The 12,653-nt window shown below is 65.3% G+C and carries 12 protein-coding genes and 1 pseudogene; 4 read left to right on the forward strand and 9 right to left on the reverse strand.

Annotation, left to right across the window (positions count from 1 at the left end):
* Positions 1–112: 112 nt before the first annotated feature.
* A complete protein-coding gene (locus tag ACVWYP_RS08095) occupies positions 113–1,321 on the reverse strand; it encodes a DNA recombination protein RmuC (RefSeq protein WP_304498342.1) in 1,209 nt (402 codons plus the stop codon).
* Positions 1,322–1,491: 170 nt separating this feature from the next.
* Here ACVWYP_RS08095 and def point away from each other — a divergent pair, with 170 nt between their 5' ends.
* The 3 genes from def to truA all read left to right on the forward strand — a co-directional run bounded on the left by def (position 1,492) and on the right by truA (position 3,916).
* Complete coding sequence (gene def / locus ACVWYP_RS08100) at positions 1,492–2,019, forward strand: peptide deformylase (protein ID WP_038385628.1); 528 nt, start codon at positions 1,492–1,494, stop codon at positions 2,017–2,019.
* Between the two features lie 224 nt (positions 2,020–2,243).
* Positions 2,244–3,179 (forward strand): methionyl-tRNA formyltransferase, encoded by a 936-nt coding sequence (gene fmt / locus ACVWYP_RS08105; RefSeq protein ID WP_304498343.1) that lies wholly within the window; start codon positions 2,244–2,246, stop codon positions 3,177–3,179.
* Complete coding sequence (truA, locus tag ACVWYP_RS08110; RefSeq protein ID WP_057018975.1) at positions 3,179–3,916, forward strand: tRNA pseudouridine(38-40) synthase TruA; 738 nt, start codon at positions 3,179–3,181, stop codon at positions 3,914–3,916. Before fmt ends, truA begins: the two co-directional genes overlap by 1 nt.
* A gap of 218 nt (positions 3,917–4,134) precedes the next feature.
* Here the strand turns inward: truA and dapE are convergent, their stop codons facing one another.
* From dapE to dapD, 3 genes are all read right to left on the reverse strand, one after another.
* Positions 4,135–5,301: a succinyl-diaminopimelate desuccinylase gene (gene dapE / locus ACVWYP_RS08115; protein ID WP_304498344.1), complete on the reverse strand. Its 1,167-nt coding sequence runs from the start codon at positions 5,299–5,301 to the stop codon at positions 4,135–4,137.
* Between the two features lie 17 nt (positions 5,302–5,318).
* Entirely contained in the window at positions 5,319–5,930 is a 612-nt protein-coding gene (locus tag ACVWYP_RS08120) for a DUF805 domain-containing protein (protein ID WP_304498345.1), read from the reverse strand.
* Between the two features lie 247 nt (positions 5,931–6,177).
* The gene (dapD, locus tag ACVWYP_RS08125) at positions 6,178–7,023 is read right to left on the reverse strand and encodes a 2,3,4,5-tetrahydropyridine-2,6-dicarboxylate N-succinyltransferase (protein ID WP_028335932.1); all 846 of its coding nucleotides are present in this window, start codon (positions 7,021–7,023) and stop codon (positions 6,178–6,180) included.
* Between the two features lie 386 nt (positions 7,024–7,409).
* Between dapD and ACVWYP_RS08130 the strand changes: the two are divergent.
* Positions 7,410–8,350, forward strand: a pseudogene (locus tag ACVWYP_RS08130) (IS110 family transposase).
* 39 nt (positions 8,351–8,389) lie between these two features.
* Here the strand turns inward: ACVWYP_RS08130 and ACVWYP_RS08135 are convergent.
* From ACVWYP_RS08135 to yihA, 5 genes are all read right to left on the reverse strand, one after another.
* Complete coding sequence (locus tag ACVWYP_RS08135) at positions 8,390–9,082, reverse strand: pyrimidine 5'-nucleotidase (RefSeq protein WP_304498347.1); 693 nt, start codon at positions 9,080–9,082, stop codon at positions 8,390–8,392.
* A 186-nt stretch (positions 9,083–9,268) separates the two neighbouring features.
* A complete protein-coding gene (locus tag ACVWYP_RS08140; RefSeq protein WP_304500202.1) occupies positions 9,269–10,255 on the reverse strand; it encodes a DUF1036 domain-containing protein in 987 nt (328 codons plus the stop codon).
* A 59-nt stretch (positions 10,256–10,314) separates the two neighbouring features.
* Complete coding sequence (argB, locus tag ACVWYP_RS08145; RefSeq protein ID WP_016848093.1) at positions 10,315–11,208, reverse strand: acetylglutamate kinase; 894 nt, start codon at positions 11,206–11,208, stop codon at positions 10,315–10,317.
* A gap of 228 nt (positions 11,209–11,436) precedes the next feature.
* Positions 11,437–11,805: a DUF423 domain-containing protein gene (locus ACVWYP_RS08150; protein WP_304498348.1), complete on the reverse strand. Its 369-nt coding sequence runs from the start codon at positions 11,803–11,805 to the stop codon at positions 11,437–11,439.
* Positions 11,805–12,455 carry a ribosome biogenesis GTP-binding protein YihA/YsxC gene (yihA, locus tag ACVWYP_RS08155; RefSeq protein WP_304498349.1) on the reverse strand — a complete coding sequence of 217 codons (651 nt, stop codon included), beginning with the start codon at positions 12,453–12,455 and terminating at the stop codon, positions 11,805–11,807. The genes ACVWYP_RS08150 and yihA overlap by 1 nt, the downstream gene beginning before the upstream one ends.
* Positions 12,456–12,653: the final 198 nt, after the last annotated feature.

Here is a 12,653-nt window from a genome sequence, read left to right on the forward strand (position 1 = left end):
CCGCGCGATCCAATATCCCAGAGGCCTATCCGCCACCCGCGGCTATTTCGGGATAAGTCGGGCGATGACATCGATTAGGTGGCGCACGCCGGACAACTTCTAGAAACAACAATCACTCCCCCGCCTGCAGCTTGCGCGGGGCGGGGAACAGGTCGGACGTGCTGGGCTTGACGAAGCGCGGCACCTCGATCGGGGTCTCGGACTTGCTGAAGTCGAGTTCCTCGATCCGGCCGGCGCGTTTCTCGATCTTGTCGGCGGAGATCAGGATCTGCCTGACGTCCTCGTTCACTTGGCCGAAATGGGTCTGCAGCTTGAGCACGCGCTCGCGCAGGCGGCCGAGGTCGTCGCCGAGATGCATCACCTCGTTGCGGATCTGGTCGGCGGCGTCGCGGATGCGGGCGTCCTTCAGGATCTGCTGCATCACCTGGATCGCCAGCATCAAGAGTGACGGCGACACCAGCACGACGCGGGCGCGATAGGCCTTCTGGATCACGTCGTCGAAGCCGTCATGGATCTCGGCATAGACCGATTCCGACGGCACGAACATCAGCGCGGTGTCCTGGGTCTCGCCCGGGATCAGGTACTTCTCCGCGATGTCGCTCACATGCTTCAGCACGTCGGCGCGCAGCCGCTGGCTGGCGAATTTGCGCTCCTCGTCGCTGCGCGCATCGTGCAGCGCGGTCATGGCCTCGAGCGGGAATTTCGCGTCGATGCAGAGCGGGCGCTGGTCGGGCAGGAACACGACGCAGTCCGGCCGCTTGCCCGACGTCAGCGTGTACTGGAACTCGAACGAACCCTTCGGCATGCCGTCCTGGACGATCGCCTCCATCCGCGCCTGGCCGAACGCGCCGCGGGATTGCTTGTTGGCGAGCACGTCGCGCAGCGTCGTCACCTGGGTGGTGAGCTCGTTGAGGTTCTTGTGCGCGTGGTCGATGATGCCGAGCCGCTCGTGCAGCACGCGCAGTGAATCCATCGTGTTGCGGGTCGATTGCTCCATCGACTGGCCGACCCGGTGGGTCACCGAATCCAGCCGCTCGTTGACGGCCCGGGCCATCTCCGCCTGGCGGCCGGCCAGCGCCTGCGTCATCGCGTCCACGCGTCCGGAGGATTCGCTCTGGGCCCGCAGCATGTCGGCGAGCCGCTCCTCCAGCTCGTCGGCGCGGATGGCCTGGGCCATCGCGAGTTCCGCGCCGCGCCGGCTGGCGCGTGCGATCACCACCGCAATGGCGAGCAGCAGGATCAGCGCCAGCGCCCCAAGGCCGATCAATGCGTCGGAGACACGGACCGGAAGGTCGCCAATCGTGAGGAGAATCTCGTTCATGCCGGCAGTTGTAGCCGATTCGCGGCCCGACGCGAACGAAGAGGGAACGCTTATGGCAAATGCATCCCTGATTTTCCGGGTTAATGCGGGGTGAAGAAACGTGGTTAACGTTGTCCTAACGGGTTCCTGAGCGCATTGACCCCATGAAGTCAGCAGCTTAAATCGCCGCCATGGCATTAAGAGAAATTATCATCCTGCCGGACAAGCAGTTGCGGCTGGTGTCGAAACCGATCGAGAAGGTGACGCCGGAGATCCGCAAGCTGGCCGACGACATGCTCGAGACGATGTATGACGCGCCCGGCATCGGGCTCGCGGCGATCCAGGTCGCGCAGCCACTGCGGCTGATCACCATGGACCTCGCCAAGCGCGACGAGAACGGCGAGACCACGGCGAAGCCGCGCGTCTTCATCAATCCGGAGATCATTGCGCGTTCGGAAGAGCTGTCGGTGTACGAAGAGGGTTGCCTGTCGATCCCCGAATATTACGAGGAGGTCGAGCGCCCGGCGCGGGTGCGCGTGCGATTCACCGATCTCGACGGCACGGTGCATGAGGAGGATGCGGAGGGGCTCTACGCCACCTGCATCCAGCACGAAATCGATCATCTCAACGGCGTGCTGTTCGTGGACTATCTGTCGAAACTGAAGCGCGACCGCGTCTTCAAGAAATTCGAGAAGGCCGCCAAGCGCGCGGCGGAGTAGGATCGCCATCGGCACTCGACTCCCTCTCCCGCTTGCGGGGGAGGGTTGGGGTGGGGGTCTTTCCACGAGTCGTATCGCTGAAATAGCCCCCACCCGGATCGCATCTTCGATGCGATCCGGCCTCCCCCGCAAGCGGGAGAGGCCAACCGAATTCGCGGATAGACCCGCGTGCTTCATATGCGATTCCTCTCCCCGCAAGGGGAGGAACAGACCGAGTTCTCGTCATGCCTCTCCGCCTGATCTTCATGGGCACGCCCGATTTCGCGGTGCCGACGCTGCTGGAGCTCGTGGCCCATGGCCATGAGGTCGTGGCGGTCTATACTCGCGCGCCGAAGCCGGGCGGGCGACGCGGCCTGCAGCTGCAGCCGACGCCGGTCGAGCAGGAGGCGCGCCGCCTCGGCATTCCCGTGCTGACGCCGAAGACCCTCAAAACGCCGGAAGCGCTCGAAGAGTTTCGCGTGCATGACGCAGACGCCGCGGTGGTCGTCGCCTATGGCATGATCCTGCCGCAGGCCATTCTCGACGCGCCCAGGCTCGGCTGCTTCAACCTGCATGCCTCGCTGCTGCCGCGCTGGCGCGGCGCCGCACCGATCAACCGCGCCATCATGGCGGGCGATGCCGAGAGCGGCGTGATGGTGATGAAGATGGATGTCGGCCTCGACACCGGCGACGTCGCGATGGCCGAACGGCTGCCGATCTCGGACAGCATGACGGCATCCGATCTGCACGACGCGCTGGCGCCGCTCGGTGCCGACCTGATGGTGCGCGCGCTGGCGGCGCTCGGGCGCGGCGGCTTGCAGCTGACGAAGCAGAGCGCGGACGGCGTCACCTATGCGGCCAAGATCGAGAAGGCCGAGGCGCGGATCGACTGGAAGCAGCCGGCGCATGCGGTGCTGCGGCACATTCACGGGCTCTCGCCGTTCCCCGGCGCCTGGTGCGAGCTCACCGGCGAAGGCGAGCCGGTGCGGCTGAAGATCCTGCGCTGCGAGCTGGCCAAGGGCTCGGGCACACCGGGCGATGTGCTCGACGACAATTTTGCGATCGCCTGCGGCGACGGCGCGATCCGGATTCTCGAACTGCAGCGCGCCGGCAAGGCGCCGATGAAGGCAGCGGATTTTCTGCGCGGCACGCCGTTGAAGCCGCCTGCGCGGCTTAGCTGATGCCCCGCTACAAGCTCACCATCGAATATGACGGCACGCCGTTCTCCGGCTGGCAGATCCAGGACACTGCGCCGACCGTGCAGGGCGCGCTGGAGGCGGCGGTCAAGGCGATCTGCGGCGAGGACGTGCGCGTCCATGGCGCCGGGCGTACCGACGCCGGCGTGCATGCGCGCGGCCAGGTCGCGCATTGCGACATCGCCAAGCATTTTCCGCCCGGTCGCTTTCGCGACGGGCTGAACGCGCATCTGCGGCCCAATCCGATCGGCGTGCTCGCGGCTGACATCGTGCCCGACGATTTCGAGGCGCGGTTCTCCGCGACCAGGCGGCACTATCTCTATCGCATCACCAACACGCGCGCGAACCTCGCGCTCGACATCGGCCGGGTCTGGCGCGTGCCGCGCGCGCTCGATGCTGACGCGATGCACGCCGCCGCGCAGCGCCTGCTCGGCAAGCACGATTTCACCACCTTCCGCGACACCGAGTGCCAGGCCAAGTCGCCGGAGAAGACGCTCGATCAGCTCGACGTCACCCGTGACGGTGCCGCCATCAACATCGTGACGTCGGCGCGCTCGTTCCTGCACAGCCAGGTGCGCTCCATGGTGGGCTCGCTGGTCTGGGTCGGCGAGGGCCGCTGGAGCGCAGACGACCTCGCGGGTGCGCTCGCCGCCCGCAACCGCGCCGCCTGCGGCCCCGTGGCGCCACCGGACGGGCTCTATCTGATGCGGGTGGATTACTAGGCGGTGTGAATGATCTCGTAGGATGGGTAGAGCGAAGCGAAACCCATTACTTCGAATCCGCGGCGCCCATGATGGGTTTCGCTGCGCTCTACCCATCCTACGGATGTGAGCCTACCCGAAATACCACGCTGTATCTGGTGCGGGTGGATGGCTCGTAGCCCCAACCCCTACTGTGCATGGGGTTGTTTTCGATGTTTTTGTCCAGCCGGGCGGCTGACCTACCCGAAATACCTGTCCAGCACGCCCCGATAGATCCGCGTCAGCTTCTCCAGATCGGCCACCGGCGTGCGCTCATCGACCTGATGCATGGTCTGGCCGACCAGGCCGAACTCGATCACTGGGCAATAGCTCGAGATGAAGCGTGCGTCCGAGGTGCCGCCGGAGGTCGATAGCTCCGGCCTGCGGCCGGTGATCTCCTCGATCGCGGCGACCGCGAGGTCGGTGAACGGGCCGGGCTGGGTGACGAACACGTTCGAGTTCGACGGTTGCCAATCGATGTGGGCGCGAATGCGGTTGCCGCAGGCTTTCACCAGCCGTTCGTCGACCAGCTGGCGCAGGCTCTCCTGGGTGTGGTTGTCGTTGTAGCGGATGTTGAATTTTGCCCGCGCCTGGCCGGGGATCACGTTGCTCGCGGTGTTGCCGACATCGACCGTGGTGAATTCGAGGTTGCTGGCCTGGAACTGCGCGCTGCCGAGATCGAGCGGCTCGTCGCTCAGCGCTACGATCAGCCGCGAGATATCAGGCACCGGATTGGAGGCGCGGTGCGGATAGGCGACATGGCCCTGCATGCCGTCGACGACCAGCGTGCCGGATTGCGAGCCGCGCCGGCCGATCTTGATCATGTCGCCGAGCACTTCGACATTCGAAGGCTCGCCGAGCACGCAATGATCGAATGTCTCGCCGCGCTCGGCGCACCATTTGAGCAGCTTGACGGTGCCGTTGATCGAGACGTCTTCCTCATCGCCGGTGATCAGGAAGGAGATCGAGCCGTTGCCATTCTCTTGTGGCTTGCCGCCATGGTCCTGCAGATATTGCAGCACCGCGGCGACGCTGCAGGCGATGCCGCCCTTCATGTCGACGGCGCCGCGGCCATAGAGATAACCGTCCTTGACCTCGCCGGAGAACGCGCCGAGCGTCCACGCGGCTTCATCGCCGGGCGGCACCACGTCGGTGTGGCCGGCGAAGGTGATATGCGGCGCCGAGCTGCCGATACGGGCGTAGAGATTGTCGATATCGGCGGTGCCGGGCTCGGAGAAGGTCACGCGGTGGACCTCGAAGCCTGCGGTTTTCAGCAGGTTTTCGAGAACGCCAAGCGCGCCGGCGTCGGCCGGGGTGACGGAGGGGCAGCGAACGAGATCGCGGGTAATCGAGACGGCATCACTCATGCGCCTCGCTTAACACGTCACACGGCGGGGGGACCAGCTTTGTGCGGCACGGTATCGAGCTCGCTCTGCTGGTCCCAGCCGCGCGCGGAGCGCGACCCGCTGTCGCGGCTTTGCCGCACATGGGTTTTCCCAAGCGGGTTGGGGCCGTAGCGATTGGGATAGCTGGTGCCGGGCAGAAAGGCGAGCTCGATGAAGCCCCAGACATAGAGCACGAAGACGATCGTTCCCGCGGCCACCACCCAATAGGATTCATCGGGGAGCCGGTCCGAGAACTGGCTCATCAGACCCGGGATCGCGAAAAACGGGACCATCCACCAGCTGCTTTTGTCGCGGTCGTGCAGGCGTTTGATCGAGACAGCGACATAGACCCAAACGAACAAGAACGTTCCGCAGGCCTTGACCAGCAATGCCGGCAATCCGGCCCAGCTCAGCGACTTGTAGCTGTCGGGGTCGAAGGCCCGAAAGATGTCGTCGACATTGAAGCTGAACCCGTTCTTGCCGCCGAGGCCGGCCGAGACCGCCAGCAAGGCCAGGAACATCATCCAGCAGACGATGATCAGCCCTGCGAGCCAGAATTTGGCCCGGTTGACGCGGCCCTTGAAGCCGAACAGGTAGTTGGCCCAGTCCATGAAAATAAACTCCGGGCTGCGGCAATTCTTCGCGGCCCGGAGATATGTCGGCGTCAGATCGAAATTGGTTCGATCAGTCCAGACCCGTCATCCTGAGGTGCGAGCCTTGCGGCGCAATTGCGCCGCTGGGCGAGCCTCGAAGGATGCACGGCCCCGCTGGTGGCCGTCGACCCTTCGAGACGCCTGCTTCGCAGGCTCCTCAGGGTGACGGTGACGGTGACGGACTGATCTCGCGGCGAAAGACCGATCAGTCCCGCAGCAGCTCGTTGATGCTGGTCTTGGCGCGGGTGCGCTCGTCGACGCGCTTGACGATCACGGCGCAGGCGGTGGCAGGTCCCGGCTGGCCGTTCTTCAGCGGCTTGGCCGGCAGGGTGCCGGGCACTACGACGGCATATTCCGGGACCTCGCCGACGAAGATTTCACCGGTCTCGCGGTCGACGATCTTGGTGGAGGCGCCGAGGAACACGCCCATCGACAGCACCGCGCCCTTGCGCACGATCACGCCCTCGGCGACCTCCGAGCGCGCGCCGATGAAGCAATCGTCCTCGACGATCACCGGCTCGGCCTGCAGCGGCTCGAGCACGCCGCCGATACCGACGCCGCCGGAAATGTGGACGCGCTTGCCGATCTGGGCGCAGGAGCCGACCGTCGACCAGGTGTCGATCATGGTGGCTTCATCGACATAGGCGCCGAGATTGACGAAGGAGGGCATCAGCACGACGTTGCGGGCGATGAAGGCCGAGCGGCGCACGATCGCGCCCGGCACGGCGCGGAAGCCGGCGTCGCGGAAACGGTTCTCGCCCCAGCCCTCGAACTTCGACGGCACCTTGTCCCACCACGATGCCTTGCCCGGGCCGCCCGCGATCTGGCCCATGTCGTTGAGGCGGAACGACAGCAGCACGGCCTTCTTCAGCCACTGGTTGACCTTCCACTTGCCGCTCGTCTCGCGCTCGGCGACGCGGGCCTCGCCCTTGTCGAGCAGCTCCAGCGCGTGGTCGACCGCCTCGCGGACCTCACCCTTGGTCGAGGTCGAAATGCCTTCGCGGGCGTCGAACGCGGTGTTGACGGTGGTTTCGAGGGCGGACAGCGACATCAGGACAATCCTTGGGCGTATCGGGGATATGGCGGGAATTTTGCAGGGCTTTTTCGGAATTTGGGGCCGCCGAGTCAAGGCAAACTCCTTCCTGCCAAGCCGACTCTCTCCTCCCGTCGTCCCGGCCAAGCGCAGCGCGAGCGGGGCCCATAACCACGAATGCCAGCGTTGCGGCACGCTGGGGCCACAGCGAGTAGCCAAGCGCAGATTGGTGGTTATGGGTCCCTGTGTCTTGGAAGTCTGTCAGGATGAGGGTGGGCGGGAAGCCGTTGGGTCCTTGGCGCTTGACGCCGTGAGCCGGCTCGGTCTCCCGCCCGTTCCATCTATCAACCTGAACAGTTGCACGAGGCTGCGCCAACAGACCTCGCATCACAGGGACAGGCACCGTGATCATAGCTCTTCGTTACGTCGGAATCGACATCTCCAAAAACCACCTCGATATCTTTGATGAGGCTGACGGCGTGCCGCGGCGCATTGCCAACGCGACACAGGCCATCACACAGCAGGTGGCGCGTTGGCAATGCGATGCGCTGGTCGTCTTCGAGGCGACGGGTATCTATGACCTCGCGCTTCGCGAGGCGCTGCGTCAGGCCGGGATCCAGTTCGCACGGATCAACCCGGCCCGTGCCCGCGACTTTGCACGGGCCAGCGGCCTACTCGCCAAGACCGATCCGATCGATGCGCGGATGCTGGCGGCCTTTGCGCGGGCCATGCAGCCCGCCCCCGAGCAGGTCGCCGATCCTGCACGGGGCGCCTTGGCGAGGCTTGCAAAACGGCGGGATCAGCTGGTCCTCATGCGCGCCCAGGAGAAGAACCGGCGCAGCGAGGCCGACGATCGCGCCATGGCCGAACGCATCGGCCGCCTCATCGAGGTCCTCGACAGCGAGATCGCCGAGATCGAGGCCGACATCAGCGCATTGATTAAAGCCGAAGCGGAGATCGCGGACGATGCGAAGTTAATGCGTTCGCTGCCCGGCGTGGGTCCCGTGGCCTGCATGCAGCTCATCGCGCAGATGCCGGAACTCGGGCGGGTCGGACCGAAACAACTCGCAGCGCTCGCTGGCCTTGCTCCCTTCAACGTCGACAGCGGCGCCTTCCGCGGCAAGCGCAAGATTGCGGGCGGCCGAAAGCGCGTTCGTGACGCCTTTATATGGCGGCCCTCAACGCAGTTCGCAGAGCTGATCCGTTCAAGGCCTTCTATGCACGGCTGCGACAGGCCGGAAAACCAGCCAAGCTCGCCCTCATCGCCGTCGCCAGGAAGCTGCTCACGGTCCTCAATGCCATGATGCGAGACCGAAAGCCGTACCTGCAGACCAAACCAACATAACAGTTGCCGGCTTTCGCCGGGACGACATCTGTCGAGAGGCTACGGCTTCAGCCGCTGCAAGAAGCCGGTGAGATCATCCGTGACATGGTCGACATAAGCGGCGTCGCGGCCTTCGAGCTCCCAGGTCTCGCGTACCACCTCCTGGCTGCCGTCGGGCACGACCAGCACGGTGGTCATGCCGAGTTCATGCGGCACCACGAGGTTGCGCGCGAGGTCCTCGAACATCGCAGCCTTCGCCGGATCGACGTCGTGGAGTCTGAGGAACTTCTGGTAGGTCTGCGGCGCCGGCTTCGGCTCGAGATCGGCGGCGATGATGTCGAACACGCCGTCGAAATGGTTGCTGATGCCGAGCCGGCCCAGCACCGCGTCGACATGGTCGACCGAGCCGTTGGTCAGGATCAGCTTGCGCCCCGGCAGTTTTGCGATCGCGGCTCCCATCGCCGGATTGGGTTGTAGCGGCGAGTGGTCGATCTTGTGCACATAAGCGAGATAGTCGTCGGCCTGCACGCCGTGCTCGGTCATCATGCCGCGCATCGTGGTGCCGTAGCGCAGATAGTAGTCCTTCTGCAGCCGCCGCGCTTCCTCGGGCGAGATTTTCAGCCAGTTGCTGACGAACTCGCCGATCCGCGCATCGACCTGCTGCCACAGGTTGACGTGATGCGGGTACAGCGTGTTGTCGAGGTCGAACACCCAGGTCTCGACATGGCCGAAGCTGCGGGCAGTTTTAGTCATGGCTTTCTCCGCGTGTCGGCGCGATCGCCCGGTCTTCCGCTGTCGTCCTGGCGAAAGCCAGGACCCATACCGCGGAATCTATCAATGTGGCACGATGCTCGTCGTTCTTCGCCAAACGCAATCCTGTGGTTATGGGTCCTGGATTTCGCCAGGACGACTGTGGTGTTTGTGGCGCCGTTGTCTTCATCACGGCATCGCAAAGCGCAGCGTCTTGCCGCCGCTGGTCATGTCGACGGTGGTGAAGCCGAGCGCGGCGAGGCCGCGGGTGCTGCAGTCGCCCTGTTCGTTGATCTCGAACTTGCTTTCGCGGGTGCAGAGCTGGACCCCGCCGCCCCAGTTCAGCGGCTTGTCCTTGATGCGGATGGCGCGGTTGTCGTTGTCGACCGCTTCGGCAAACGAATAGATCTGCTTCGGTGTGCCTGACACGTCCGGATGCAGGCACTTGCCGGGGTCGATGCGATACCAGCCGCGGCTGGTCACCACCTTGCCGTCGTCGGTTGCAACCGCGGCCATCACCTTGTGCGGCGTGTCGTTGCACCAGGTCAGCCCCGATGGCGACGGCTTCTGCACGGCATCGATCATGGTGGCGAAGAAATTCGGCGACTGCACGATGTCGCCGGCGAGCCCGCGACTCCTGAGGAACGCCGACAGCGCACTCTGGGTCTTCGGCCCGTCGACGCCGTCGATCGGCGCCGCATCGTAGCCCGCGATCACCAAGAGGCGCTGGATGCCGGCGAGGCGCGCCTGCTCGTCGTCATATTCGCTGTCTTCGGCGAGATAGGCGACCAGATTGCCGTCGTCGGTCTTCGTCGGCGTGATCTGGGTGAATTGCGCGGGCATCTGGCCGGAGCGGCATTGCCGCGCGGCGGCGATCACAAAATTGTCCTGCGCCACGCAGAGCGTGTCGGTGCCGTTCTGCGGGATCGGCGAAGCGCCGTAGACGCCGAGCGCCCGCGCATTGAGCAGCACGCGGTCGGCGGTGAGCGCGCCCTGCACCACGACCCGGCAGCTCGCCGGATCAATTCGAAACCAGCCGCGTGTCGCGGTTGCGGCCTTGTCGTCGATGCCGATCGCGGCCTCGATCACATAGCTCATGCGGTTGCAGAGCTTGAGGTCGGCATGCGCCGGCGCCGCCGAGAACAGGAACGACACCAGCGCGGCCGGCAGCGCCATCGCGAGCCGCGCCGCCGGCGACCGGCGAGGGATCCTCGCCGTGTGTCCCGCGTCTGCCATTACTTATGGATCAGCGTGCCGGTGCCCTGGTTGGTGAAGAGCTCGAGCAGCACCGCGTGCTGCGTCTTGCCGTCGATGATCACGACGCCCTGCACGCCCTGTTCGAGCGCGTAGATGCAGGTCTCGACCTTCGGGATCATGCCGCCGGAAATCGTGCCGTCGGCGATCAGCTTGCGGGCTTCCTTGATCGACAGGTCCGGAATCAGCTTCTTGGACTTGTCGAGCACGCCCGGCACGTCGGTCAGCAGCAGCAGGCGCTTGGCCTTCAGCGCGCCCGCGATCGCGCCGGCGAAGGTGTCGGCGTTGATGTTCAGGGTCTGGCCGTCCTGCGAGGTCGCGAGCGGCGCCAGCACCGGGATCAGCTCATAGCCGATCAGCTGATTGAGCAGCGTGAGGTCGACCTTTTCGGGATCGCCGACGAAGCCGAGGTCGATGGCCTTCTCGATGTTGGAATCCGGATCGACCATGGTGCGCGTCGTCTTCGACGCCTTCACCATGTTGCCGTCCTTGCCGGAGAGGCCCACGGCCTTGCCGCCGGCTTCGTTGATGTAGCCGACGATCTGCTTGTTGACCGAGCCCGCCAGCACCATCTCGACGATCTCGATGGTCGCGGCGTCGGTGATGCGCAGGCCCGCGGCGAATTCCGACTGGATGCCGAGGCGCTTCAGCATGGTCGCGATCTGCGGCCCGCCGCCATGCACGACCACCGGATTGATCGCGGTCTGCTCGAGCAGCACGATGTCGCGCGCGAACGCCTTCGCGGTGTCCTCGGCGCCCATGGCATGGCCGCCATATTTAATGACGATGGTTTCCTCGTCATATTCCTGCATGTGTGGCAGCGCCTCGGACAGGATGCGGGCCTGATCGAGCGGGCTGATGTGCTGGTCAGTCATGGGGCTGGTCTCGTCGTCAGCGGAGGGGTGGCGCGGTTCTATCTGATTGGCGGGCAGGGCGCAAAGCGGTCTTCAGCCCTCTCCCCCTGTGGGAGAGGGTGGATCAATCGCGCAACGCGCGATTGAGACGGGTGAGGGGTCTGACTCCGCGGATAGAGACCCCTCATCCGGCGCGGATTGCATCCGCGCCACCTTCTCCCACAAGGGGAGAAGGAAGTATGGCGGTCATCACCGCTTCGGCCACACCGCCGCGACCGCCAGCACCAGCCAGCTCAGGATCAAGAGCGTTCCGCCGGTCGGCGCAGCCATCGGAAACAATCCATGGCCGGCATATTGGCGCAGCACGAGGTCGCCTGCGAACAGTGACGCCGCGATGACGAACCCGGCCGCCGCCGCGACTGCGAGCTTCGCATGGATGATCGCGCGATCCGCGACCGCGATGGCCGCGACGACGGCGGGTGCATGGAACAGCAGCATCGAGGATGCCGCCGCCAGCCGCGTGGCATCAGGCAGATGGGCTGCGGCCGCCGCCAGCATCACGCCACAGGCGCCCATGATGGCGGCAAGGCCGATCAGGAGGCGGGATGCGCCGCTCATCAGCGCCGTTCCTCGATCAAGCGCACCATGGCGGCACGCAGCTCCGGCATGCCGTCGCCGGTGCGCGACGAGGTCACCAGCATTTCGGGGAAGGCGGCTGGATGCTTTGCGAGCGTTGCTGACGTGTCGGCGATGACGGTCTTGAGTTCGCCGGCCTTCACCTGGTCGGCCTTGGTCAGCACGACCTGATAGCTGACCGCGGACTTGTCCAGCGTCTTCAGCACGTCGAGATCGACGTCCTTGATGCCGTGGCGCGCGTCGATCAGCACGTAGACCCGCGCCAGTGTCGCGCGCCCGAGCAGGAATTTGTGGATCAGCGCCGTCCATGACGCCACCTTGGTCTTCGGCGCCGAGGCGTAGCCGTAGCCGGGCATGTCGACAAGGCGGAAGCCCGCCTTCTCCGGCCCCTCGAAGAAGATCAGCTCCTGGGTTCGCCCCGGCGTGTGCGAGGTGCGCGCCAGGTTGCCGCGGCCGGTCAGCGCGTTGATCAGGCTCGACTTGCCGACATTGGAGCGGCCGGCAAAGGCGACCTCGAGGCCGGCCATCGGCGGCAGCGTCTCGATCGAGGGCGAGGCCCAGATGAAGCGCCAGTCGCCGGCGAACAGTTTTCGGCCTTGCTCGATCAGCGCCGCATCGGGTTCGGTGCTCATGCGAAGGATTCCATCTCGTGGCGGCCGGGCAAAGGCCCAAGGCGGGTCCTTGGCGTAGGACGACCCGGCCATCCAGGTCAATGTCCAGAGCCTCGGTTCTGATTGAATCGAAGGTCGCCCGCTTCGCTCGAAGACGCGCTGGCCGCCCTCCAATACGTCGATGCCCGGCACAAGGCCGGGCATGACATGGTGACGAAG

The sequence above is a fragment of the Bradyrhizobium sp. USDA 3262 genome, from assembly GCF_054060035.1.

Bases quoted from the DNA above. Each gene is read 5' to 3' on its own strand.
- truA (WP_057018975.1), top strand. From the start codon at position 3,179: ATGCCCCGCTACAAGCTCACCATCGAATATGACGGCACGCCGTTCTCC.
- argB (WP_016848093.1), bottom strand. From the start codon at position 11,208: ATGACTGACCAGCACATCAGCCCGCTCGATCAGGCCCGCATCCTGTCC.
- ACVWYP_RS08095 (WP_304498342.1), bottom strand. From the start codon at position 1,321: ATGAACGAGATTCTCCTCACGATTGGCGACCTTCCGGTCCGTGTCTCC.
- fmt (WP_304498343.1), top strand. From the start codon at position 2,244: ATGCCTCTCCGCCTGATCTTCATGGGCACGCCCGATTTCGCGGTGCCG.
- dapE (WP_304498344.1), bottom strand. From the start codon at position 5,301: ATGAGTGATGCCGTCTCGATTACCCGCGATCTCGTTCGCTGCCCCTCC.
- ACVWYP_RS08135 (WP_304498347.1), bottom strand. From the start codon at position 9,082: ATGACTAAAACTGCCCGCAGCTTCGGCCATGTCGAGACCTGGGTGTTC.
- dapD (WP_028335932.1), bottom strand. From the start codon at position 7,023: ATGTCGCTGTCCGCCCTCGAAACCACCGTCAACACCGCGTTCGACGCC.
- ACVWYP_RS08120 (WP_304498345.1), bottom strand. From the start codon at position 5,930: ATGGACTGGGCCAACTACCTGTTCGGCTTCAAGGGCCGCGTCAACCGG.
- def (WP_038385628.1), top strand. From the start codon at position 1,492: ATGGCATTAAGAGAAATTATCATCCTGCCGGACAAGCAGTTGCGGCTG.
- ACVWYP_RS08150 (WP_304498348.1), bottom strand. From the start codon at position 11,805: ATGAGCGGCGCATCCCGCCTCCTGATCGGCCTTGCCGCCATCATGGGC.
- ACVWYP_RS08140 (WP_304500202.1), bottom strand. From the start codon at position 10,255: ATGGCGCTGCCGGCCGCGCTGGTGTCGTTCCTGTTCTCGGCGGCGCCG.
- yihA (WP_304498349.1), bottom strand. From the start codon at position 12,455: ATGAGCACCGAACCCGATGCGGCGCTGATCGAGCAAGGCCGAAAACTG.